Raw genomic sequence first — 24487 nt, forward strand, 5'->3', positions numbered from 1 at the left:
GCGAGCGACCCTCGACTACCACTGTCCTGCCGAGATGTTCATGCGTGCGATGGGGCGTGATGACCTCGCCCAAGCCATCGATGATGCACTTCTAGATTGACACCGCCTTACTTTTCTTTGGGCCAGCAAAGAAAAGTGACTCGGTCGCCGGCAGGCGATCGAAACGCCCGCTGCGCAAGCGGCCAGATCACCGCACCACAGCAACCGAAGGCCATCGGATGACCAGCCCTTTCACTACCGAAGGCCTCTCCAGCCTCCGCTGAAACGACGGCCTAGCGCAGAGGAAGCGTGACCAAGTTCCGCAAGGGCGTCGGTAGACGATCGAAACGCTCGCCGCGCAGGCGGCCAGACCGCCGTACTACAGCAACCGAAGGCCAACGCAACATCACGAGGCAAGCCACCCCAGGTCTTCACAGGACTTGGGCAACGGCGAAGTCGAGCTCCGCGCCAGCGCGCTTATTTGGCATTCGCGCGAGTGACACCACAGCAAAGGGAGCACAGATCGCTCCCAACGCATCCCAAGCAACACCAACGCGACCAGCGCACAGAAAAACACGCGCAGGCCGCGCCCACCCCAACCGGCGTACCCTCAGTGCGCCTGATCCCAATTCGCGCCCACACCCACATCCACTACCAGCGGTACCGACAGCGTCGCCGCGCCCGACATGCGTTCGATCACGCCCGCGCGGATCACATCCACCGCATCCTCGCGCACCTCGAACACCAGTTCGTCGTGCACCTGCATCAGCATGTGCGCGTCGTCGCGCTCAAGCAGCCAGCCGTGCACGGCGATCATTGCGCGCTTGATGATGTCCGCGGCGGTGCCCTGCATCGGCGCGTTCACGGCCGCGCGCTCGGCGCCCGCGCGCAGGGCCTGGTTGCGCGCCGTTAGGTTCTCCAGGTACAGGCGGCGGCCAAACAGGGTTTCCACGTAGCCGTCGCGGTGCGCACGTTCGCGGGTCGCTTCCATGAAGGCATGCACGCCCGGATAGCGGGCGAAGTAACGCGCCATGTAGTCGCTGGCTTCGCCGCGGTCCACGCCGAGCTGGCGGGCCAGGCCGAAGGCGCTCATGCCGTACATCAGGCCGAAGTTGATCGCCTTGGCGGCACGGCGCTGGTTGGCGCTGACCTCCTCGGGCGTGATGCCGAACACTTCGGCAGCGGTGGCGCGGTGCACATCGCCGCCTTCCTGGAAGGCTTTGACCAGGCCTTCATCGCCGGAGAGGTGGGCCATGATGCGCAGTTCGATCTGCGAATAGTCGGCGGCCAGTACCACCCATCCTTTTGGTGCCACGAAGGCCTGGCGAATGCGGCGACCCTCCTCGGTACGCACCGGGATGTTCTGCAGGTTCGGATCGCTGGAGGAAATGCGACCCGTGGCGACCGCGCCTTGGTGGTAGCTGGTGTGCACGCGGCCGGTGCGCGGGTTCACCATCTCGGCCAGCTTGTCGGTATAGGTGGAACGCAACTTGGCCAGGCCGCGATAGTCGAGGATCAGGCGCGGTAGCGGGTGATCGTCGGCGATGGCTTCCAGGGCTTCTTCGTTGGTGGACGGCTGACCGGTCGGCGTCTTGAGCTTGGCCGGCAGGCCCAGCTCATCGAACAGGATGGCCTGCAATTGCTTGGGCGAATCGAGGTTGAACTCGCGCCCTACGTCCTTCCATGCCTGCTGTTGCAGTTCCAGCATGCGCTTGCCCAGCTGCTGGCTCTGCATGCGCAGGTCGTTCACGTCGATCAGCACGCCGCGCTGCTCCATCGCGGCCAGCACCGGCACCAGCGGCATCTCGATGTTCTCGTACACCGCGCGCAATGCCGGGATGCTCTCCAGCTTGGGCCACAGCGCATGGTGCAGGCGCAGGGTGATGTCCGCGTCCTCGGCGGCATAACGGCAGGCGGTGTCCAGATCCACCTGCGAGAACGGGATCTGCTTGGCGCCCTTGCCGGCCACCTGTTCGTACTTGATGGTGTCTACGTCCAGGTATTTCTTGGCCAGCGAGTCCATGTCGTGACGCGTGGCGGTGGCATTCCACACGTAGGATTCGAGCATGGAGTCGTGCTTGAGGCCGGCGAGCGCAATACCGTAGTGCGACAGGATGTTGATGTCGTACTTGGCGTGCTGGCCCATCTTGGGGCGGCTGGGGTCTTCGAAGAAGGGCTTGAGCGCGCCCAGTACGTGGTCGCGCCCAAGCTGCGGCGGCGCGCCCGGATAATCGTGCGCCAGGGGCACATAACACGCGTGACCCGGCTCCACCGACAGGCTCAGGCCCACGATGTCGGCCTGCATGGCGTCGATGGAGGTGGTTTCGGTATCGAAGGACACCAGCGGCGCGCCGGCGATCTTCGCCAGCCAGGCGTCGAACTGCGCCTGCGTGGTGACCAGCTCGTACTGGCCGGCCATATTGAGCGTGGGCTCTTCGCCCAGGAGCGAGCCCTGAGCGGGCGCGGGTGTCGGCACGTCGCTGGCGGCCTTGGTGCTGGAACCTCCGTTGGCATCCAGCTCCTTCAGCGCCTGCTTGAACTCATAGCGCGTGTACAGCTCGCGCAACTGGTCCACGTGACGATCGTGCAGGGTGAGTGCGGTAACGGGCTGCTCCAACGCCACGTCGGTCTTGATGGTGACCAATTCACGTGACAGCGGCAGTTGCGGCAGGGCGGCGCGCAGGCTCTCGCCGATCTTGCCGCCGACCTTGTCGGCATTGGCGATGAGGTTGTCCAGCGAGCCGTATTCACCCAGCCACTTGGCCGCCGTCTTGGGGCCGCACTTGGGCACGCCGGGTACGTTGTCCACGGTGTCGCCGGTAAGGGCGAGGAAATCCACGATCTGTTCCGGCGGCACGCCGAATTTCTCCACCACGCCGGCGCTGTCGGTAGTGGTGTTGGTCATGGTGTTGACCAGCGTGATGCCCGGCCGCACCAACTGCGCAAGGTCCTTGTCACCGGTGGAAATCTCCACCTCGATACCCTGCGCATGCGCCTGTTCGGTCAGCGTGCCGATCACGTCGTCGGCTTCCACCCCATCCACGCGCAGAATCGGAAAACCCAGCGCGCCGACGATGGCGAGCATGGGCTGCACCTGTGCGCGCAGGTCGTCGGGCATGGGCGGTCGGTTGGCCTTGTACTGGTCGTACAGCGCGTTGCGGAACGTGGGGCCGGGCGCGTCGCTGACGAAGGCCACGTAATCGGGCTTGGCCTTGAGCGTGGCGCGCAACATGTTGACCACACCGAACAGGGCGCCGGTGGGCTCGCCTTGTGCGTTGCTGAGCGGGGGCAACGCGTGAAAGGCGCGATAGAGGTAGGAGGAACCGTCGATGAGTATGAGCTTGGCCATGCCGGGGATTGTCGCACGCGTGGCCGAGGGGCGTGGCTGCACACCGGTAGCGGCGAAAGGCTCATCATCGATTCACGAGGCGCATCGCCCGGCGCTGCTATGCTCGCGCCATTGAAGGAGAGGCCATCGTTATGAAATCCGTGTCCCTGCTTGTTGCGCTTGGTGTGGCGGTCGCGTCCCCCGTGTTCGCCCAATCCGCCAGCCAGTTTCCGCCCGCGCCACCGCCGCCGGGCATCAACGATCCGGGCGTGAAGGCCGTGGCACCACCGCCGGCACCGGCATCGACTTCCGCGACCAAATCCGGCCAGCCCTCGGCCGACACGGCGGCAACGTTGAGCCAGCCGGCTGGCCGCGCTGCCTCACCGCCGCGTGACGCACGTGGCGAAGCCCCGCCGACGGTGAAGGTGCGTACCGAAGGCGACCAGACCATTCAGGAATTCAGCCGCAGCGGCCAGGTCTACATGGTGGTGGTGACGCCCAAGGGCGGCATTCCACAAACTTATATGGTTGACCAGAAGGGTGCCTGGACCAACGCCGCTGGCGAGCCCGTGAAGCCGGTGATGTACAAGGTCATGGAGTGGGGCAAGGGCAAGACCGCCGAAGACCAGGACAACGGCGGCAAGTAAGCCGCCAAGGGCCGAACGGATATGCCATGGCGCGACAGTTGGTTGCTGTTCGCCTTGGGCTCGGCGTTCTTCGCCGCGCTCACTGCGCTGTTCGGCAAGCTCGGGGTGGCGGGGATCAACTCCAACCTCGCCACCTTCATCCGCACCATCGTGATCCTGCTGGTCACGGCCGGCATCCTCAGCCTGCGTCACGAATGGGCCAAGCCAACCGGGCTACCAACAAGCAGTTGGGTGTACCTGGTGCTGTCGGGCGTGGCAACCGGGCTTTCCTGGCTGTGCTACTACCGCGCGCTGCAACTGGGCCCGGTGAGCAAGGTGGCGCCCATCGACAAGCTCAGCGTGGCGATCGCCATTGTGCTCGGCGTGTTGTTGCTGGGCGAAACCTTGAGTTGGCCCCTGGCCATCGGCGGCGCGCTGATTGTGGCGGGCGCAGTAATCATCGCGGTGTTTTGATCGACTTCGGTCAGCCATCCAGCTCCGCGTAGTGGCGGAAGATGCCGCTCTCGTTGAACGGCAGGCGCCGCTCGGAGGCGAGGTACGCTGCCACGCGCGGGCGATCCGCCACCCGCTCGCTCAGCGCGCCCAGATGCGGCCAGCGGCGCGCGCGTCGCTTCATGGCGGTAGGAAACGCGTAGTCCAACCCCGCCATCAGCTGAAACAGCGATAGATCCACATAGGAATGACGACGCCCCAGCGCATGGCACCCGTCGTTGGCGGCCACCACTTGCTCAAAGTAGTCGAGATATTTTGGGATGCGCTCGGTGCGAAAGGCTGCCGCGCGTTTGCGCGCTGCGGGGCGCTGGTCTTCATAATACAGCGCGCTGGATAGCGGATGGTGCGTGTCATGCACCTCCGCCACGATGTCGCTGATGGTGAGCTGCAACTGCATTGCGTAGCACTGATTGGCAGCGGAGGCTGGCACCAGCCCCAGGCGAGGCGCCAGAAAGGCGAGGATGTTGGCGGTCTGTGCAATCACTTGCCGCCCCACGCGCAGGAACGGCGGGGCGAACGGCCGCGCGCCGGGTTGCTCGCCGCGCAGGAAGGGCATCATCACGGCGTCGCCTTTTTCGCGCGCCACGTCGCGATAGTCGGCGCCGCCGTCTTCCAGCGCGAGCCGCACGAATTCGCCGCGGCCCTGGATGCCGGTCCAGTAGTAGAGCTCGTAGCGCATGATCGTCTGCCGTGGGCGAAAACCCGAACGTAGGCGACAGACGCTCAATGCGGCGTGACGTGTCTAGGGTGAGCGCTGCGCCAGTGCGCGCAAGGCGTCCCACACCAACGCGGCGAGCGGCGACAACGAGCGTTGGCGGCGCTTGATCAGCACCACGTCGCGATGTTCCACCGGCGTAAGCGGACGCGTGACCAGGCTGGCGGGCGGCGGCGACAAGGCCGGACTCACGCTGATGCCCAGGCCGGCCTCCACCATGCGAAAGGCGGTGAGCGTGTGGCCGGTCTGCTGGACAATGTTGGCCTCGATGCCGCGACTGGCCAGCGCGTGATCGATCAGTCGGCGGCTGCCAGAGGAGTAGTCGAGCAACACCAGCGGCTCGCCGCGCAGCTTGCGCCAAGGCACGCGCTGCAGCCGGGCCAGCGGATGATCCGGGCGGCATACCAACACGAAGGGATCGCGCAGGATGCGCTCCACATCGAACTCGGCGCTGGCTGCCGGTGCGATGGCCACGCCGAAATCCACCTCACCACCCCGCACGCTGTCCAGCACCAGGGTCTGTGCCTGGTCGTGCAACTGGATGGTGAGCTCGGGGTAGCGACGCGCGCAGTCGGCGATGCATTGGGGCATGAGCCCGGCCGACAGTGTGGGCACGGAGGCCACATGCACCTTGCCGCGACGGCGCTCGCTCTCCGAATGCAGGTGGCCGAGCACGCCTTCCAACTCGTCCAGCACCCGGCCCACGGCACTCTCCAGGTAACGCCCAGCCTCGGTGGGCACCACCTCGCGAGTAGTGCGGTCGAACAGCCGCACGCCCAGTTCAGCCTCCAGCTCGGCGATCTGGCGGCTCACTGCCGGCTGGCTCAGGTGCAGGCTCTCCGCCGCACGGCGGAAATGCTGCTGCTGGGCCACCGCCAGAAACACGCGGAGCTGGCGCAGGTTGATATTCATGCGCTCATATTATCAATACTTCCGATAAAACGATTTGAATAATCAATCGCGCGGCAGTCCAATAGGCGCCTCCCGCTCGATTGGCCCAACGCCATGTTTCTGCGTCGTTTCCTTCCGGATCGCTTCACCTGCGCGCTGATCACCACGGTGATCCTGGCCAGCCTGCTGCCGTGCCGGGGCCGCGCCGCGGGCGTGTTCGACGTGCTGACCGACGCAGCCATCGCGCTGCTGTTCTTCCTGCACGGCGCCAAGCTCTCGCGCGAAGCCGTGGTGGCCGGCATGACGCACTGGCGACTGCACCTGACGGTACTAGCCAGTACCTTCGTGCTGTTCCCGTTGCTGGGTTGGCTGCTGCGTCCCGTGCTGTCGCCGCTGGTCACGCCCGATCTGTATCTGGGTGTGCTGTTCCTGTGCACGCTGCCCTCGACGGTGCAGTCGTCCATCGCCTTTACCTCGATGGCGCGCGGCAATATTCCCGCCGCCATCTGCGCGGCGTCGGCATCAAGCCTGCTGGGCATATTCATCACCCCGCTGCTGGTCGGCGTGATGCTGGAGTCGCATGGGCAAGGCGGCATGTCCTGGGGCGCCGTGGGCGGCATCGTGATGCAGTTGCTGGTTCCGTTCGTGGCCGGCCAGGTGGCGCAGCGCTGGATCGGCGGCTGGGTAAGCCGCCATCGCGCCATGCTGACCTATGTGGACCAGGGTTCGATCCTGCTGGTGGTGTACACGGCGTTCAGCGCAGCGGTACTACAGGGCCTGTGGAAGCAGGTGCCGCTGCCGGTGCTGGTGGGCTTGCTGGTGGTCAATGCGATTTTGCTGGCTGTGGCGCTGCTGATAACACGCTATGGTTCGCGCGCGCTGGGTTTTGAGCGCGCGGATGAAATCACCATTGTGTTCTGCGGCTCGAAGAAGAGTCTGGCGAGCGGTGTGCCGATGGCGAAGGTGCTGTTTGCCGGGCATCCCCTGGGCACGATCGTGTTGCCGATCATGCTGTTTCATCAGATGCAATTGATGACTTGCGCGGTGTTGGCGCGGCGTTATGCGGCCCGACCGGAGGAGTTGACGCGTGAGGCGAGTGAAGAGGCGCCGGTGGCGCGCTGAGGGCGTGTCTAGCGCGTGAGCGCGTGTTGTGGCGATTACAACGTCGTCCTAGCGAACCCCAAAAAGGGGGCAAGCGCTGGAAGCGCTTTTCAACAACCGAAGGGCTGGTCACCCAGTGACTTTCGCCTTTGACTTGGCGTTACCTCGATCTGGCTCGCCTGCGACCGAAGGGAGTCCGCGTCGGGCCACGGGCTTCCGCCCTCCTACAACGTCGTCCCAGCGAATGCTGGGACCCAGTGACTTTCGCGGTTGATGTGGCGTTGCTTTGATCTAACTCGCCTGCGGCGGGCTTCCGGCCTCCGGCAGGAGGTCGGAAGCCCGCCGTCCCACAGGGACTCCCTTCGATCGCAGGCGAGCACGCTAGCGATAGCGCTCAGGCAAACAAGACAGAATCCAGCAGCCCGTCAGAAAACCGCTATCTCATTCAGCCGCCTTCGGTCGCGAGACACCCAAGTCACCGTATAGCTACCCCCTTCGACAAAGATGCGGGCGTCAGAACACATCAACACACACCCTCACTCCCCAATACCGCCCAAAGTCCCTATTCGCCTCGATCTAAATGTTCGAATTTCGTCAAATGAACACCCGCTAACCAAAACCGACCCGTTCAGTGCAACTTTTGCCGCGCCACGCGTTCTCACTTATCGGATGCGCGCAACGGCATCCACGACTCGCCACCTCCCTGGACGAGTCACCCGGTTCGTAGACCTCTCCCCTGGGTTCTACGGCCACCCCGGCCCCGAGGATTCCCCCCTAATCCTCGGGGCTTTTTTTGTCTGCGCGACACGAAAGGACAGCGAGCACACAACTCGCTAGGATTTGCGGGATACAGAACCGTCAGGCCAAACGGATCGGGCCAAACCAGACTTGAAGGTCGTGGCTGCGTGCAGATCAAGGGAAAAGTTACCTCGTTCGATATTGCCCACCTGGCTGGCGTGTCCCAGTCCACGGTGTCGCGCGCCCTGCGCGGCAGTCCGCTGGTCAACGAGGAGACGCGCCGGCGCATCCAGGCGGCGGTCGACGAACTCAACTACAAGGTGGACAAGAATGCCTCCAGCCTGCGCGCGCGCCACACCGGCACGCTGGCGCTGCTGCTGTTCGAGGACCCCACGGCGGACGAGTCGCACATCAACCCGTTCTTCCTGTCCATGCTCGGTTCCATCACGCGAGCCAGCGCGCAGCGTGGTTACGACCTGTTGATCTCGTTCCAGCAGTTTTCGCGCGACTGGCACGCCGACTACGCCGACAGCAAGAAGGCAGACGGCATCATCCTGCTGGGCTACGGCGACTACCTGGCCATTCGCGACAAGCTGGAAAAGCTGGTGCAGCAAGGCACCAAGTGCGTGCGCTGGGGCGCCGTGCTGCCGGACCAGCCCGACGTGTCGGTGGGTTGCGACAACCTCGCCGGTGGCTATGCCGTCACGCAGCACTTGATCGACCAAGGTTGCCGGCGCATCGCTTTCCTGGGCGATGCGTCGAGCCACTACCCGGAGTTCTTCGACCGCTACCGCGGCTATGCGCGTGCGCTGGAAGCAGCGGGCCTGGACGCGGAGCCGGTGCTGCAGGTGAATGGCGAAAGCACCGAGCGCTCGGGCTACGAGGCGCTGGAAACGCTGTTGGCGCGAGGCGTCACCTTTGATGCGGTGTTCGCCGCCAGCGACTTGATCGCCATTGGCGCCATGCGTGCGCTGGACGACCACGGCCTGCGCGTGCCCGAGGATGTCGCGCTGGCAGGCTTTGACGATATCCCCATGGCGAGCTTCGCCAAGCCACCGCTCACCACGGTATTGCAGGACACACAACTGGCCGGCGAAATCCTGGTGGACAACCTGCTGCGACTGATCCGCGGCGAGCCGGCCGAAAACGCCATGCTCCCGGCCAAGCTGATCGTGCGCAAATCCAGCGTTCGCGCTCGCTAACCGCGCGAACGCTCAGGGGCGCGCCCACGCAACCCTTCGGGCTGGCGCGGGCTAGGCGGAGATCGGAAACAGGCGCTTACGCGCCCGGATGACCCTTCTCGTCCATCAGGCGATCGAGCTGCTCGATCAAATCGGGCCGCGTCACCACAGCATCGAGCACATAGACCTGCACATCATGCGCGTTGACTGTGCTGTGCAGCGTACCGCCATTGCTCACGCTCACCGGCTTGCCGCCCAGGGCCGGCGCCCAGCGGCCTGCCTGCAGGTAATCCGACACGGCGAAATCGGCCGGAGCATCCCCCTTGTTGAGCAGCACCAGCGCGATCTGGTGTGCGCTGCCCTTTTGGTACACACGATAGAAGGCCGCCTGGTCACCGGAGAACCGCAGCGGCAACATCAAGCCGCGCTGCAGTGCCGGGGTCTTCTCGCGCAGCGTGGCGATACGTACGAGCTGCTGGTAGATACGGCTCTTGGGCGCGGCATCGATGCGCTCCTGGCCGAAGTAGTTGCGGTTGCCCTGGTGCTCGGCGCGCCCACGCATGAAGCCCACTTCCGAACCGTAGTAAATGGCAGGAATGCCGCGCGCGGTGAACAGCCAGTTGTGCGCATCGATGAAACCATCGTCGTTGGCGTTCAAACGCGCCATGTCGTGGTTGTCGTAGAAGGTCACCAACTCGTACGGATTGGCATACGGCCCGTTACGCAGGTACAGGCGCTGGGCGACACGCGCGTAATCGCTGTGCGGATGTTCGAACACTTCTGCCACGCGCTGGCGCAGCGGAAAGTCCAACACGCTGATGCCGCCGTTGCGCGCCCAGGTGTACTGGCCCAGGTTATCCGGGTCGTAATCGAATGCCTCGCCGAACATGAAGAAGCCCGGATGCTTGGCGCGAATGCGCTGGGCAAACTGCTTCCAGAACGCCGTGGGCATGTGGCTGATGGTGTCGATGCGGAAGGCATCGGCGCCCTGGTCAGCCCACTGCAGATAGGCGCCCACGAAGTAATCCAGTACCGCCGGATTCTCGTCGTTGTTGTTGGACAGCTGCGCCAGGTCTTCGTACGCGTGATAGAAGCGATGCAGCGGGTTGTGCACCGGATCGAGATCGGACGGGTCCAGGTTCTGGTGGTCGGCAATCAGCTTGCCGTCCTTGTCGTAGATCTGCCCGAACTGCGGCTGCGCCACCGGCATGCTGAAGGCCGGCGAGCCATGGTTGGCGACGATGTCGAGCACAGTCTTGAGGCCCTGCCCGCGCATCTTCTGGGTGAACTGGGCGAAATCCAGATTCTTGCTTGGCAGGTGCTCATCCAGCTTGTAGAAGTTCACGCCCCAGTAGCCGTGATAGCCCGTTTTGCCGCGATCGGTGAGCATGCTGCCCCAGCTCACCGGATCGCCGCCGGTAAACGCCTCATCGGGGTTGTCCACGATGGGCGTGATCCACACCGCGCCAAAGCCCATGCCGCGGATATAGCCGGCGTTATCCAGGATGCCCTTGAAGTCGCCACCCAGGTAACCGATGTTGTCGGTTTCGCCGTTGGGCCCCTGAATGGGAATGTCGAACGTGCGGTGCGCACCGCCCTGGTCGCGATGATCGTTGGACGGATCGCCATTAACGAAGCGATCGGTCATCACGAAGTAGATGGCGTTGGCCGCGAGCGGCTCGTCCGTGCCGACGTAGTCGCGATGCGGCGCAGCCGCCGCAAACGCGGAGAAACTGGCGAGGGATGCACACAGCAGGACAGCAAGTGAGGTTCGGCGCATGAGCATGGCGTCAGTGGTGGCCCGCGCCGGCGGGCGCGTCGGCGAGAGCGGAGGAAGGTTCGTTCACACGCAGCGTGCACAAGCCGGCCATCACCAGGCTGGCGCCACCCATGGCCAGCGCCCAGATCGGCTGCCCGTGGAAGAACAGGCGCAACAACAGGCCAAGCACGCTGGCGGCCAGCAACTGCGGAATCACGATGAAGAAATTGAAGATGCCCATGTACACGCCCATCTTCACCGCCGGCAGATTGTCCGACAGCAGCGCATAGGGCAACGACAGGATCGATGCCCACGCGAAACCCACGCCCACCATGGAGAGCAGCAACCACTGCGGGTCGCGGATCACCAAGATCGACAGCAAGCCCGCGCCGCCCAGCCACAGGTTGACCAGGTGACTGGTACGCAGCCCCCAACGGCGCACCATCAGCGGTATCAGTGCCGCCGCCAGCGCGGCGAACGCGTTGTAGGCGGCGAACAACACGCCTACCCAGTTGGCGCCCTCGTTGTAGGCGGCTGTATGCGGATCGGCGCTACCAAAGTGCGTGGCAGCCACGGCAGGCGTGGTGTAGATCCACAAGGCGAACAAGGCGAACCATGAAAAAAACTGCACCAGCGCCAGGCGTCGCATGGGGCCCGGCATGCCATACAGATCGCCCATGACTTGGCGCACCATGCCCTGGCTGCTGGTTCGCGATACCCATGCGAACAACGCGCCGAACACGGCCAGGCCACCTGCCAGCAGGTACAGCTCCTTCTCCAGTGCGTAGTGGTAGATCGCGGGCATCAACAGCACGCCCGCCGCCAACAGGATCACGCCCACGCGCCATGCGCCGGTGACGCTCACCACCGACTTGTCCGCCAGGGCATCCTCGAAGGACGCCAATCGCTCGGGCGGATACTCGCGCGTGCTCAAGACAGTCCAGAGCACGGACACGAGCAGTACGGCACCGCCGAAGTAGAACGCGTACTTCACCGTGTCGGGGACCGCGCCGTCACCCGCCACGTTGCTCACACCCAGCTTGGCCAGCAGCCAGGGCAGCAGGGACGCCACCACCGAGCCCACGCCGATGAAAAAACTCTGCATCGCGTAGCCGGCGGGGCGCTGGCGCGGCGGCAACTGATCGCCCACGAAGGCACGGAAGGGCTCCATCGAGATATTGATGGAGGCATCCATCACCCATAGCAGCCCGGCCGCCACCCAGAGCGTGGGCGAATTGGGCATGCACAGCAGCGCCAGCGTGGTGGCGATCGCACCGATCAGGAAATACGGGCGACGTCGACCCAAACGCGTCCAGGTGCGATCGGACAGATAGCCGATGATCGGTTGCACGACCAGGCCTGTGAACGGTGCGGCAATCCACAGGGCCGAAATATCCCCCACGTCCGCGCCCAAGGTCTGAAAGATGCGACTGACGTTGGCGTTCTGCAAGGCAAAGCCAAACTGGATGCCAAGAAAGCCAAAGCACATGTTCCAGATCTGCCAGAACGACAGCTCGGGCTTGCGCGTCATGGCGTGCGGCTTCCGGCAGGCGACACGCGCAGCGCGCGCACATCGGCGGCGTTGACGGGCCCGGAGGCGCCGCCCTGTTCACCGGTGTAGTGTGCGTTGTGGCTCAGGTAGCTCATGTTGAAACCGTCCTCCAGGCTGAAGCGACAGGTGGCGCCGGCCGGTGCGGTGAACGTGGCCGAGGTGGAGCGTTGCTCGCCCACGCTGTGGGGCATCACCACCGGCAATCGCTGGTCGGCCGCGCCGTCGCACTGCACGCGCAACTGCTTCACGTAGGCAGTGATGCCGGTGTTGATCGGGCCGTGATCGTTGACGTAGTCGAACGCGGCCACATAGCGCCCCGCCGTCGGTGCGCGCCACTGCCAGCCACTGGCGCCCGCCACGCGGGCTTCCTCACCGTGGCAACTGTCCAGGCTGGGCAGCGACTCCAGGCCGCCTTCGCCGAGCTGGGTGAGCTGGAAGCAACCGCGTGTCGCCGACACCGGCACGCTCAACGTGCCATCGATGGGGCCGATGCGGCGACCATCCAGATACAACACGCCCTTGGCCGGCGCACTCACCTGCCACTGCTGACCCTTCTGGGTGACGCTGGGCGCCGATGGCATGCTCGGCCCATACAAGGGAGCATCGATACGCAGCGGACGCGCACCGGAGCGAATGCCCTTGAGCTGCACGATGGTTTCATCGCCCTTCCGCTGCTGCGATGCCGATACCAGCAGATCGCCCTCCACCTTGGCCGGGCGCACCAGGGTGATGCGCTGGCCCGGCAAGGTGAGCGTGATGCGATCGGATTCACCGAACAGCGGCGCCAGCCATGCCACCGGCAGCTTGGGCTCGATGCGCCCCGCCTCCCTGAGGCCGAACACGCCACCGATCACCATGTCCAGGTAGCCGGCCACCGACCACAACTGACGCGGCGAGTTGACCACCGGGCCGCTGAGCGGACCTTCGTCCACATGCACGGCCTGCGTCACCAGCTCGTAGTTCTCCATGTTGGAGGCCGCGAGCGCGGCACCGCGCAGGATGGAGTCCATTTCGTGCGCGATGCGCGGCGCATCGTTCACCGTGCGCGCGGCGCGCAGCGCGTAAGCGCTGACGAAGGGCCAGATGGCACGGTTGTGGTAAATCGGCTGGTCCTTGCGCTCGGGCCAGATCACCGGGCTGCCGGCCGGCCAGGCGGGGTAGTTGGCGAGCGTCTGCCTTGCCTTGTCCCCTTCCGCCACGCCACTGGTGACGGCGAGCGCGATGCCCAGCAGGTCATAAGTGTCCACCGGCATGGCCTGCGGACCGAGGTAGCTCATGTACATGCCACGGTCGGCACGCCAGAAACGCGCATTGATGGCCCGCTTGAGCGCCTCCGCCTGGCTGCGGTATTCCGCCGCCGAAGCATCCTGGCGCTGACTCGCCAACTGTGCCGCCAGTTGCAGTGCCTGGTAGTGCAGCACGTTGGTGGATAGCGCGAAGGATTCGCCGATGAGGCGCACATCCTTTTCCGTCCAGGCCGGGTACGTCTGCTCGCGCCAATCCAGGAACGAGGTTTCCCCGCGATACAGACCCAGCGCCGGGTCGAAGGCGTACAAGCGATCCTGCGCCAGCGTGTCTTTCACGGCGCGCCAGGTGTCGTCAGCGAAGGCTTTGTCATCCAGCAGGTGACGCGCGGCCAGGAACCACACCACGCGGTCGGTGCTGATCGGCCAACTGCCGCCCGAGCCGGTGTCCTGCATGATGTACAGACCTTGCGCCGCCTTGTGGTCGCGCACATCGGACAACTTGAAGCGCAGCGACTGGCGCGCGCGTGCGGCATCCATGCGCCACAGCACCAGGTCGATGGAGTAGGACAAATCACGCGTCCACACATACGGCCACTTTTCGCCCGTGGCGTAACAGGCGCAATCGATGGATGCGCCGTGGTCGTACGCGCCATCGCGAATGGCGGCAACTGAATCCTGTCGAAGGTCATCCTGCGCCATGGCGAACAGGCCATCGAACAAGGGGCTCGCGGTGTGCACGCTGAGCGGCTGCTGGGCAATCGTGCGATCGCCATGGGGGGCACGCAGCACGAAGCTGCCGTCACCATGCGCGCTCATGCTGGCCGTCTGCCCGCGCCAGTTCACCTCGCCCTTGGCATCCACCGCCTCGGCATGCACCGCGCCCGCGCACAACCACGCGGCGCACAGCAGCGCCAGCGGCCGACGGCGTCCAGTCAGCGCGCGGCCGCTCACTGCTGCACCTCGGCGGCATTCACCTGGATATCGCGTACTTTCCCTGCTTGCAGCTTCACGTAGGTCACCTCGCCAAATCGATCCCTGCCTTGTGCCCAGCCGTCACTCGACGAGGCACGCAAGGCCTCGATAGTGCCAAGGTTCGGCAAGTCCTTTCCATCACCCTTGACCGCGTTGGCCGTGCCGCCGTGGATGGCGAACACGTAATCGCGCAACGCGGGCAGGAAACTGCCCTTGACCGCCGCCGTGCGCAGTTGCACCACCTGGCCGTCGCGACGCACGCTCAGCGGTTGCAGGTAGTACGCGCCCTTTTCGTAGGCGTACGTCTCGCCATCGTCGTCGTAGACGTCGAAATGTGTTTCCGTGCTCGCGGGGAACACGTGCACGTCGAGTGAGGTCACCGGGTGCTGGCCGACATAGTCCATCACCGGCTGCTGCGGGATGATGGCGCCCTCGCGCACGAACAACGGAATATCGCTCCAGCCGACGGCATCCACCGGCAATGCCAACGCCTGGCCGCCATCGTAGGCCTTGCCGTCGAACCAGCCGTACCAGCGGCCCTGCGGCAGGGTGAGGCGTTTCGCGGTCTGCCCCTGCTCCACCACCGGCGACACCAGCAGGTAATCGCCGAACATCCACGCATCGATGCGATCGCGCTGCGCGGGGTCGTTCGGATAGCTGAACTGCAAGGGACGCACGAGGCCCACACCGCCGATGTGGTTCTGGTACTCATAACTGTAGATGTACGGCAGCAGCGCATAACGCAGGCGGATCGCCTCGGTTGCCGCCTTTTCCGCCACCGGGCCATAGACCCAGGGCTGGCGCTTCTGGTCGAAGTCGCCGTGCACGCGAAACACCGGCGTGAAGGCGCCGAACTGGATCCAGCGCGCGTAGTTCTCGTCGCTCGGGCGCGGCGCCTTAAAGCCGCCCCCATCCATGCCCCAATGCATGGCGCCCACGTCGAACGCCGCCAGCATGCGCTGGCGCTGCGCGGCCATGCTGGCAAAGCCGCTCTGGATGTCGCCCGACCACACGCCGTAGGCGTAGCGCTGCGCCCCCAGATAGAAGTTGCGGTTTACCGACCACACGCGCAGCGGGCTGTAAGCACGCTGGCCGTCATATAGCGCGCGCTGCATGTTGAGAAATTGCGTGTCGATGCCGCTGTCGTCCGCTTCATCGTTCCACCAGCCCACAATCCCGGTATCGAAGGAACGTTTGAGCGCGTCGTTGAAGAACCACGCGCGTACTTCGGGCTTGTCGAAATCGACGTCTCGCACGGTCTTGTGCGAGAAATAGTCCGGCGCCGCCTTGGAGGCCGCCAGCCAATAGCCGCGTTCCGTGGCTTCGCGCCCTTCCACCGTATCCACATGCAGGCGCGGCTTCATGATGCCGCTCATGCGCATGCCACGCGCGTCCATCCATGCCTTGAGCTTGCCATCAGGGCCGTCCGGAAACTTGTCGGTGTTCCAGCGGAACTCGCCCATGTCTTCGCCCCACGCCTTCCAGTCGAAGTCGAAGGTGAAGTTATCGATGGGGATATGCTTGGCGCGATAGGTTTCCACCAGCGTCTTGGCTTCCTGCTGGTCGATGCCCCACTGGCTGTTGGTGAAGCCCATGGCCCACTTGGGGAACATCGGCGCGGCACCGCTGAGCTGGCGCACCTGTGCGAACAACTGCGCGGGCTGTCCCACCAGCACATATATGGTGCGCACCGGTGTCTTGGCCTGGATGCCGATGTTCGTCGCCGAAAGGTCGAACCGCGCGGGTTCCGCATCGGCCAGCACACCGTAGCCGGCGGTACTCCACACAAGTGGCGCACCCGCGTGCCCTTGCTTACCGGCCGTGGCAAGCTGTTTGCCGGTGCGTTCGAGCGTGCCGGTTTCCTTGTCGAACGCATTGAGGCCGCCGATGCCGTACTGCGGCTCGCCCTTGGCGTGGCGCAGCGACCATCGGCCATCCAGCGCGCTCGACAGGTCGCTGCTAAGCAGCAGCCGACCGTCGGGCGATTCCACGCGCAGCTCGCGACTGTCCGGGTTCCAGCGCAAGGTGAGCGCCGACGATCGCAGCACCTGCACGTCGCCCTCGGTGCTGCGCTGCACATCCACCGGGTCGAAGCTCGCCTGATCGTCGATCACCGGCGTGGCCGGCTCGCGCACGCCCTCGGCGCGTAACTGCACCACGCCGGGCGCCAGCAGGCGCAGTTCCAGGGTGCCCCTGGGCAGGGAAAGCGCCATGCGGTCCGCTTGCGCGTCACTATGCGCCGCCTCGGCAAAGCTTGGCGCGGACCACGCGGAAAGCAGCGCCAGGGCGAGCAGGCGCGAGCGCATCAGTGCAGCACCACGGTGCTATAAGCGGGCAACTGCAACCCGCCGTCGGCGAGCGTGGCTTGTGGCTGGGTGGTGAGCATCACGGCGGCCTCCTTGGGCAGGACATCCCCCTTAGGCTTCCACATCACGGCCTTGCCGGAAAGGTTATGCACCACCAGCACGCGCTCCTTGCCGTCGTCGCGCCAGAACGCGAACACGTGTGCATCGTCGGTGCTCACCACCTCCAGCTTGCCGTCGCGCAGGGCGCTGTGCTGCGCGCGCCACGCGATCAGCGTGCGGTAGGTACTGAGCAGGGAGTGCGGATCATCCTGCTGCGCAGCGACCGATACGGTCGGCCCTTGGTTCACGCTGGAGGGCTTCCAGCGCGAATCGCCCGGTGCGCTGCCGCGTTCCCAGCGCATTGGCTCGCGCAGGTTCGGATCGGGCTTCTTGCCCTCCATGCCGATTTCTTCGCCGTAGTACAGATACGGGCGGCCGGGCAACGTGAGCAGCATGGCCGCGGCCATGCGCATGTGATCGAGGTTGCCACCCAGGCGACTCATCACGCGTTCCTGGTCGTGATTGGAGAGAAACGTCGAGTCGATGAAGGGCGCGTCGCCGGCGGCCGCATAGGCGGCGTAGGTATCCTTGAGCAGTTGCGGCAGCTTGTCGGTGCGCTCCTTCCGGGCGCTCGCGATCATCTGCTCTGCCAGGGGAAAGTCGAAAATCGAACCGAGCGGCTTCAGGTACGGTGCCAACTGGGCGGGGGATTCGGCGGTGACTTCACCCACCAGGGTGACCTTGGGGTTCACCTGCGCCACGGCATCGTGGAACTCGGTCCACCACTGCACGTTCTTGGCGACCACGTCTGGATCGTGCTGGCGCGACTTGAAGTCGTCGTAAATGTGCTTGGCCGCATCGAGGCGGTAGCCGTCCACGCCCTTGGCGATCCAGTAGCGCCCCACCTTGATCATCTCCGCACGCACGGCGGGGTTGTCGTAGTTGAGGTCCGGCATGCCGCCGCCGAAATCGCCCAGGTAATAGGCGCTACCCAGCTTGTGCCAAATCTTTTCGTTGGAGGCGGTGCTCAGCGCCTTGAGGTCGGCGTGGTCATCGGCCCAGGTGTACCACGTGTGGTGCGGGTCCGCCGGATTACGCGCAGCGAGGAACCACGGATGCACTTCGCTGGTGTGGTTGATCACCATATCCATGGTGACGGCAATGCCGCGCTTGTGAGCTTCGCTCAGCAGGTGTTCCAGATCCTGCTCGGTGCCGTACTGCGGGTTGAGGCCGTAGTAATCGGTGATGTCGTAGCCGTGATAGCTCGGCGAGCTGTTGATCGGCATTAGCCAGATGCCGCTGATGCCCAGCGACTTGAGGTAATCGAGCTTGGCGGTAACGCCGTTGAGGTCGCCGATACCGTCGCCATTGGTGTCGTACCAGGCGCGAACGAAGATCTCGTAGTACACGCCGGAATCGGCGGTGGCCGTCACCGCGGGCGCGGGCGCGGCAGGTGCCTGCGCGGCGGCGGACGGGGCGCCCAGCGCGAGGGCGATAAGGAAAGCCAGAGGGCTGAACAAGCGATTCCGCGACATACCGTGCTCCATTCGATGGCCGCAGGCCTCGCTCGAACGGTACACCGGAAACGCATTGCCACGCTTCGGACCGGTGACCGCCACGCCGGGCCTCGCGGTGGGTGAGAGACGGCGCGCACAGGCGCCGTACTCCGGAAAGCATCGCGCCGGCCCCTTGCGAGGGCCGGCGCGATCGTGGCTTACAGCTTGAAGTTGACGCCGAGGTAGGTGGTACGACCGAAGTACTGGATCGTGCCGGTCTGCGACGGGTCCGAACCGAAGTAGGTGCGGGTGGGTTGGTTGCTGAGGTTCAGCACCTGGAACACCACGCCCCACTGCTTGGTCACGTCGTACGAGGCCTGGAAGTCGTACACCGTTTCCGAGGCGAAGGTGACCATCTGATTGGTCACCGACATCTGCGTGTCGGAAGCGAACTTCGAGCGGTAGTTACCCGACAGACGAGCCGAGAACGGACCGTAGTCGTAGAACACCGCGGCGCTGGCCACCCGCTTGGACAAGCCCGGCAGGCCGATGTACGAGGTCGGGCCGCCCAGCGTGGTGGGGTTGCTCACCGTGCTGGAGGTCAGCGCGAAGTTACCCTGCACGCCCAGGCCTTCCCAGATGCCCGGGAACATGTGGTTCTTGGCGAACGACATTTCCAGGCCACGCACCTCACCGCCCTTGGCGTTGTAGGCCGTCTGGTACTGGCCATTGAGGTAGGGCTTGCCCGTGTTCGGATCGGTCGGCACGGTGATGCCGGCGGCCGCGAAGTCGAAGTTGTTGTACGTGACAGCCTGTACGAACGACTTGATGTCCTTGTAGAACACGCCGCCGCTGATCAAGCCGCTGGAATCTTCGAAGTAGTGCTCGAAGGTCAGGTCGTACTGCGTGGCGCGCAGCGGGTCGAGCAGCGGGCTGGTGCCGCCCCACACGTTGTACTGGCCACTAGACACCCAGGAGCCGGAACCGGCCAGCATCTGGTTGATCGGCGGACGTGCCAACACCTTGGCGGCGGAGAAGCGTGCCTGGTCGTTGTCGGTCAGGTGATAGGCCAGGTTCAGCGACGGCAGCCAGTCGTCATAGGTCTTGCCGACCTTGAGCGGAGCGTAGTCAAGGCTGGTGACGCCGAGGCCATCGGTGATCGGCACGCCTGCATTGTTGCCTACCTGCTGCAAGCCGTAGCTGTACTGCTTCTGGTGCGAGTAGCGGAAGCCCACGTTACCGGTCAGCTCATGGCCGAAGACGTCCTGCGCATCGATGTCCGCCATGAAGAACAGGTCACGCGTCTGCTCGTCCACCTGGCCGCTCTGAATCAGCGTCCAGTTGTTGGCGAAGCTCTTCACCGGGTTGGCGGTGATGCCGTGCGCGGCAAGGATGGCCGGACCATTGAGCTGCATGAAGCACGGCAGCCCCGAGAACTTACCCTTCCAGCAGGTCAGCGTGGCGGCACTGGCCGGGATGGTCAGCGCCGGCTGGTTGAAGCCTGCGGCGCCCTTGCTGGTGTTGTCGGTACCCCATTCCGAACCATACACATACGCCTCGCGGTCGGCGTTGTAGTTGTGGTTGTTGAGGTACACGCCTGCTTCCAGCGCCGACAGCCACGAGCTGTTGGGCAGGTCGTACTTCACGCTGGTGCGGAACGCCTTCATCTTGTCGTGATAGATGTAGGGATACACGCCGTAACGCGACAGGCCCAGATCGTTGAGATTGGTGTACAAGCCCGGGTTGGCGAACGACACCGTGCCGATGCTTCGACCAGCCAGCTGATAGGTGGTGGACTGCGGCATCAAGGTCGGCGTGGCCGTGCCCAGGTTGCTGTACGGATCAGCCGTGGTATCCACGTTGATCTCGTTGCTGGTGGCGCGCGACAGGGACAGATCGGCATCGATGTGCCAGCGGTCGTGGTTCCACTTCACGTTCAGGCCGCCGGTGAACACGCTGGTGTTGGTCGTGTAGTTGTCGGCGGTGGTTTCGTTGGAGAACTGCTGCGAACCACCGGTGCCCGTCACCGTGCCGCCGGTCATCGTGCCATACGGGCCAAACACCGGATTAGTGATGGTGACGCCGCTCTGATAGATGTTCTGCGTACGGAAGCCGTAGCCGAACGATTCGTTCTTGAACTTGGAGTAGAACGCATCGCCCGACACCTGCAGCTCGTCGGTCGGCTTCCACACGATGGTGGCGATTTCGCCGGTGCGACGCTCGGTGCCGCCGTTCTGCTGCAGCTGCAGGCCCTGGGTGAGGTAACCCTGGCGGCCGCCCACGTTGTAGAGCGAACCATCGGAAGCTTCGCCCACGAACTGCTCGGCCACGTGCGGCTGGTACATCTGCGCCACGCCCAGGCCCACGCCCAGGGTGTTGTCCAGGAACTTGCCCTGCCACGCAGCACTCACGCGGTAACCGGTGGAGTTGGCGCCGGCAACGTCGTTGGCCTGGCTGTTGTAGCTGCCGCGCACGTCGACGTTGAGGTTCTGCTCCTTCGGCGCGTTCAGCGGATTCGCCGTTTCCATGCCGATGGTGCCGCCCACGCCGCCGGTGATCAGCGACGCCTGGGACGACTTGTACACCGTCGCCATGTTGATCAGCTCGGACGGGTACTGGTCGAACTGGATGTAGTTGCTGCCGCTGGTGGACGGCTGCTCGCGACCGTTGAGCGTGGTCTGGATGAAGTTGCCCGACAGGCCGCGGATGTTGATCTGCGAGGCCTGGCCAGCAATGCGCTCGGCGGACACGCCCGGCAGGCGAGTCAGTGCGTCGGCGATGGACTGATCCGGCAGACCGCCGATGTCGGCGGGCGTGATCACGTTCTGGATGGTGTCGGCGTAACGCTGGTAGTCGATCGCCTTTTCCATGCCCTGGTTGTAACCGGTCACCGTGATGGTGGACAGGCTCTTGGCCAGCTGCTGTTCCTGCGTCTTCTTGCCCGACTCGCCAGTGGTGTTCTGGTCGGTCTGCTGTCCGTTGGCAGGCGTGGCCTGCGCGTCGCCGCTCGCGGCGTTACCGGCAGCATTGCCGCCAGCAGTGGCGCCCGTATCGTTCGGCGTCGCGTGAATGCCGGCGGTGAAAACCAGACCGGAGGCCAGCGCCAAGGCCAGCACATTACGTTTCAGAATCACCGTCTTCCCCTCCCACGGGTTTGCACATCAAGTTTGGTTTTGTAGTTGCCGCAGCCGTCCCCACAGACCGCCGCGGGCTACGCGCCAGTGCATGCCGAATGATCGGAGGGCCCCGTCGCGTGGCGGCCATGGTAGGGCTGCGCCAAAAGGCGAACAGGTGTCTGCATACGTATTCATGACCGCGTTTTTTTGTGCACCTTTGACAAAAGGCTAACGGATTGGCGTCGCGCCGAGGTTGCGATTGGCACACCGAAAAAATGCTTTGAGTACGCACGGATGCGCGCAGTGGTGCGGTTTCTCGCGGCAAGAGGTCTTATCGCTACGTCGCATTTTCGCGTGCAAGAATGCTCTTGCTGCGATGCAAAAACCGCATTTTTTGAATACGTATGCAGCGCGAGCGTTGCATCGGCGCTCTGCCTTTAAGCTGCCCCCCGCAGCTCGCCCAAGCTCCGGCTTTTGGCGATGCAGGCATTGGGCGGACACGGGACATGCAAGATGAGTGAAGCACCCTGGTGGCGAGGAGCCGTCACCTACCAGATCTATCCACGCAGCTTCATGGACACCAACGGCGATGGCGTGGGTGACTTGCCGGGTATCATCGACAAGCTCGACTACGTGGCGAGCCTGGGCGTGGACGCCATCTGGGTGTCGCCCTTCTTCCGTTCGCCCATGGCCGACTTCGGCTACGACATCGCCGATTACCGGCAGGTCGACCCGCTGTTCGGCAGCAACGACGATTTCGATCGCCTGCTGGCCAAGGCCCACGGCCTGGGCTTGAAGGTGATGATCGACCAGGTGCTCAGCCACACCTCGATGGAGCACGCCTGGTTCAAGGAAAGCCGCGAGAGCCGCGACAACCCCAAGGCCGACTGGTACGTGTGGGCCGATGCGCGCGACGACGGAACGCCGCCCAACAACTGGCTGTCGCTGTTCGGCGGTTGCGCCTGGCAGTGGGAGCCGCGCCGTGGCCAGTACTACCTGCACAACTTCCTGACCTCCCAGCCGGATCTCAACTTTCACAACCCGGACGTGCGCGCCGCCGTGCTCGCCGAGGTGAAGTACTGGCTGGACAAGGGCGTGGACGGTCTGCGCCTGGACGCGATCAACTTCTGCTTCCACGACCAGCAACTGCGCGACAACCCGCCCAAGCCGGCGGAAAAGCGCGTGGGCCGAGGCTTCAGCCCGGACAACCCATACGCCTTCCAGTACCACTACTACAACAACACGCGACCGGAAAATCTGGGCTTCCTGGAAGACCTGCGCGCGTTGCTTGACCAATACCCGGACGTCGCCGCGCTCGGCGAAATCTCTGCCGAAGACTCGCTCGCCACCACCGCCGAATACACCAGCGGTCGCCGCCTGCACATGGGCTACAGCTTCGAGCTGCTGACCAACGATTACAGCGCCGACTACATTCGCGGCACCGTACGCAACCTCGAAGCGCAGATGCACGAAGGCTGGCCGTGCTGGGCCATCTCCAACCACGACGTGGCCCGCGTGGTCACGCGTTGGGGTAATGGTCACGCCTCGCCGCGACTGGCCAACATGCTCAGCGCGATGGTGTGCTCGCTGCGTGGCTCGGTGTGCGTATACCAGGGCGAAGAACTCGGTCTCACCGAAGCGCACGTTCCGTTCGAGTCGTTGCAGGACCCTTACGGCATTACCTTCTGGCCCACTTTCAAAGGCCGTGACGGCTGCCGCACGCCCATGCCCTGGAACAACGGCGTCAACGCCGGCTTCAGCGTAGGCGAACCGTGGCTGCCGGTACCCCCGGAGCATCAAGCGCTATCCGTGACCACGCAGGAGCGAGACACCAGCTCCGCGCTCAACGGCTTCCGCTCGTTCATGAACTGGCGCAAGGCACAGCCCGCGCTGCGCTGGGGCGATATCCAGTTCCTGGATACGCCCGAGCCCGTGCTTGCCTTCACCCGTCGCCACAACGGGCAGCAGTTGCTCGCCGCCTTCAACCTGTCCGATGCGCCGGTGCAATTGACGCTGCCGGTCGCTGCCCAGGCCACACCGATCAATGGGCACGGCCTCGCCCACGGCGAACTCGACGGCCAGCAACTGAACCTGCCGCCACATGGCCTGCTGTTCGCACGCCTGGACTAAACACTTTCTCCCCTCGACGGCGGACGCAACTCATCGCGCCGCCGTCGACTTTTCTTGCTGCAACGCGCTCCCCAGAACCTCATGACCGAGGTGGGTTTTCTTGCCGCCGCTTTCGCTTATCGCCGCAGAAGTACCGATAAGCAACGCCAACGACGAGCACGTAGCTAACGACCAGCACGGCGTAAAAGAAGGCGTCCCTCGTGAGGCCATCGTACAGATCGGTCCAAAGTGAGCCGACCAGAATGAGCCCAAAGACGACACTGCTCGCAAGCCAGGAACGTAGTTCGGTGGTCATCACTCACCTGCTTAGCCAAAGTAGATACGCGTAAAGCCACCATAGGCTGCGTTGCCAACAGCCGAGCCTGCTAAACGCCCCGGCAAACAACCACAGTGCCGACTGTTGCATCGACCGATGCAAGCGCAGGAACAACCCCAGTCGAAGGAACTGGTGCGCAGCGCCAGCATGTTTCGGCGCTGGGGCCGCAACTATCGGACTAGGCCTCATGCTCGGCCCAGCTTCCCTTCCGATGCCTTGCCGGTGCCCGCCGCAGCCACCGGCCGATTCAGTGCGTAACCGACAGCCCCTGGCTTTTAGGAGCACGGAAGTCGCCCTAGGGAAACTCTGATTTTGATCGTCATCCCAGCGAATGCTGGAAGCGCCTTTCAACAGCCGAAGGGCTGGTCAGCCAGTGCCTGTAAATCGCTGAATGTAAAGGCACTGGATGACCAGCCCTTCGGCTGTTAGAAAGCACCTTCTACTCTCGCCCCCTTTTTGGGGTCCGCAGGAATGACGGACAA

Annotated in this window: 14 protein-coding genes; 5 read left to right on the forward strand and 9 right to left on the reverse strand. The window is 64.4% G+C overall.

What is annotated here, in order from left to right:
* Window positions 1–589 precede the first annotated feature (589 nt).
* Entirely contained in the window at window positions 590–3328 is a 2739-nt protein-coding gene (gene polA / locus AC3G2C_RS13775; protein ID WP_488385195.1) for a DNA polymerase I, read from the reverse strand.
* A gap of 131 nt (window positions 3329–3459) precedes the next feature.
* On the opposite strand from polA, the gene AC3G2C_RS13780 reads away from it, so the two are divergent.
* On the forward strand, window positions 3460–3954 hold the full coding sequence (locus tag AC3G2C_RS13780) for a DUF2782 domain-containing protein (protein WP_488385196.1): 495 nt from the start codon (window positions 3460–3462) through the stop codon (window positions 3952–3954).
* Window positions 3955–3975: 21 nt separating this feature from the next.
* On the forward strand, window positions 3976–4407 hold the full coding sequence (locus tag AC3G2C_RS13785; RefSeq protein WP_488385197.1) for an EamA family transporter: 432 nt from the start codon (window positions 3976–3978) through the stop codon (window positions 4405–4407).
* Between the two features lie 10 nt (window positions 4408–4417).
* Here the strand turns inward: AC3G2C_RS13785 and AC3G2C_RS13790 are convergent, their stop codons facing one another.
* Both AC3G2C_RS13790 and AC3G2C_RS13795 read right to left on the reverse strand, forming a co-directional pair.
* Window positions 4418–5125, reverse strand: a complete 708-nt coding sequence (locus AC3G2C_RS13790; RefSeq protein ID WP_488385198.1) for a glutathione S-transferase — start codon at window positions 5123–5125, stop codon at window positions 4418–4420.
* Window positions 5126–5188: 63 nt separating this feature from the next.
* Window positions 5189–6073 carry a LysR family transcriptional regulator gene (locus AC3G2C_RS13795; protein ID WP_488385199.1) on the reverse strand — a complete coding sequence of 295 codons (885 nt, stop codon included), beginning with the start codon at window positions 6071–6073 and terminating at the stop codon, window positions 5189–5191.
* A gap of 93 nt (window positions 6074–6166) precedes the next feature.
* On the opposite strand from AC3G2C_RS13795, the gene AC3G2C_RS13800 reads away from it, so the two are divergent.
* Entirely contained in the window at window positions 6167–7174 is a 1008-nt protein-coding gene (locus AC3G2C_RS13800) for a bile acid:sodium symporter family protein (protein ID WP_488385200.1), read from the forward strand.
* A gap of 890 nt (window positions 7175–8064) precedes the next feature.
* Window positions 8065–9093, forward strand: coding sequence for a LacI family DNA-binding transcriptional regulator (locus tag AC3G2C_RS13805; protein ID WP_488385471.1), 1029 nt, complete (start codon window positions 8065–8067; stop codon window positions 9091–9093).
* Between the two features lie 76 nt (window positions 9094–9169).
* Here AC3G2C_RS13805 and AC3G2C_RS13810 read toward each other — a convergent pair whose 3' ends face one another.
* The 6 genes from AC3G2C_RS13810 to AC3G2C_RS13835 form a co-directional block, all read right to left on the reverse strand.
* A complete protein-coding gene (locus AC3G2C_RS13810) occupies window positions 9170–10852 on the reverse strand; it encodes an alpha-amylase family glycosyl hydrolase (protein ID WP_488385201.1) in 1683 nt (560 codons plus the stop codon).
* A gap of 10 nt (window positions 10853–10862) precedes the next feature.
* A complete protein-coding gene (locus AC3G2C_RS13815) occupies window positions 10863–12362 on the reverse strand; it encodes an MFS transporter (protein WP_488385202.1) in 1500 nt (499 codons plus the stop codon).
* Window positions 12359–14446, reverse strand: a complete 2088-nt coding sequence (locus tag AC3G2C_RS13820) for an alpha-L-rhamnosidase-related protein (protein WP_488385472.1) — start codon at window positions 14444–14446, stop codon at window positions 12359–12361. The genes AC3G2C_RS13815 and AC3G2C_RS13820 overlap by 4 nt, the downstream gene beginning before the upstream one ends.
* A gap of 131 nt (window positions 14447–14577) precedes the next feature.
* Window positions 14578–16908 carry a glycoside hydrolase family 31 protein gene (locus tag AC3G2C_RS13825; protein ID WP_488385203.1) on the reverse strand — a complete coding sequence of 777 codons (2331 nt, stop codon included), beginning with the start codon at window positions 16906–16908 and terminating at the stop codon, window positions 14578–14580.
* Window positions 16908–18482 (reverse strand): alpha-amylase family glycosyl hydrolase, encoded by a 1575-nt coding sequence (locus AC3G2C_RS13830; RefSeq protein WP_488385204.1) that lies wholly within the window; start codon window positions 18480–18482, stop codon window positions 16908–16910. Before AC3G2C_RS13830 ends, AC3G2C_RS13825 begins: the two co-directional genes overlap by 1 nt.
* A 179-nt stretch (window positions 18483–18661) precedes the next feature.
* Entirely contained in the window at window positions 18662–21577 is a 2916-nt protein-coding gene (locus AC3G2C_RS13835) for a TonB-dependent receptor (protein ID WP_488385205.1), read from the reverse strand.
* Window positions 21578–22072: 495 nt separating this feature from the next.
* Between AC3G2C_RS13835 and AC3G2C_RS13840 the strand changes: the two genes are divergently transcribed.
* Window positions 22073–23689, forward strand: a complete 1617-nt coding sequence (locus tag AC3G2C_RS13840) for an alpha-glucosidase family protein (RefSeq protein ID WP_488385206.1) — start codon at window positions 22073–22075, stop codon at window positions 23687–23689.
* The last annotated feature ends 798 nt before the right edge of the window (window positions 23690–24487 follow it).

The sequence above is a fragment of the Frateuria sp. sgz306004 genome, from assembly GCF_057750885.1.

Excerpts from the sequence above, each read along its gene's own strand:
- polA (WP_488385195.1), bottom strand. The coding sequence starts at position 3,328 with ATGGCCAAGCTCATACTCATCGACGGTTCCTCCTACCTCTATCGCGCC.
- AC3G2C_RS13780 (WP_488385196.1), top strand. The coding sequence starts at position 3,460 with ATGAAATCCGTGTCCCTGCTTGTTGCGCTTGGTGTGGCGGTCGCGTCC.
- AC3G2C_RS13785 (WP_488385197.1), top strand. The coding sequence starts at position 3,976 with ATGCCATGGCGCGACAGTTGGTTGCTGTTCGCCTTGGGCTCGGCGTTC.
- AC3G2C_RS13790 (WP_488385198.1), bottom strand. The coding sequence starts at position 5,125 with ATGCGCTACGAGCTCTACTACTGGACCGGCATCCAGGGCCGCGGCGAA.
- AC3G2C_RS13795 (WP_488385199.1), bottom strand. The coding sequence starts at position 6,073 with ATGAATATCAACCTGCGCCAGCTCCGCGTGTTTCTGGCGGTGGCCCAG.
- AC3G2C_RS13800 (WP_488385200.1), top strand. The coding sequence starts at position 6,167 with ATGTTTCTGCGTCGTTTCCTTCCGGATCGCTTCACCTGCGCGCTGATC.
- AC3G2C_RS13810 (WP_488385201.1), bottom strand. The coding sequence starts at position 10,852 with ATGCGCCGAACCTCACTTGCTGTCCTGCTGTGTGCATCCCTCGCCAGT.
- AC3G2C_RS13815 (WP_488385202.1), bottom strand. The coding sequence starts at position 12,362 with ATGACGCGCAAGCCCGAGCTGTCGTTCTGGCAGATCTGGAACATGTGC.
- AC3G2C_RS13820 (WP_488385472.1), bottom strand. The coding sequence starts at position 14,446 with ATGAGCGCGCATGGTGACGGCAGCTTCGTGCTGCGTGCCCCCCATGGC.
- AC3G2C_RS13825 (WP_488385203.1), bottom strand. The coding sequence starts at position 16,908 with ATGCGCTCGCGCCTGCTCGCCCTGGCGCTGCTTTCCGCGTGGTCCGCG.
- AC3G2C_RS13830 (WP_488385204.1), bottom strand. The coding sequence starts at position 18,482 with ATGTCGCGGAATCGCTTGTTCAGCCCTCTGGCTTTCCTTATCGCCCTC.
- AC3G2C_RS13840 (WP_488385206.1), top strand. The coding sequence starts at position 22,073 with ATGAGTGAAGCACCCTGGTGGCGAGGAGCCGTCACCTACCAGATCTAT.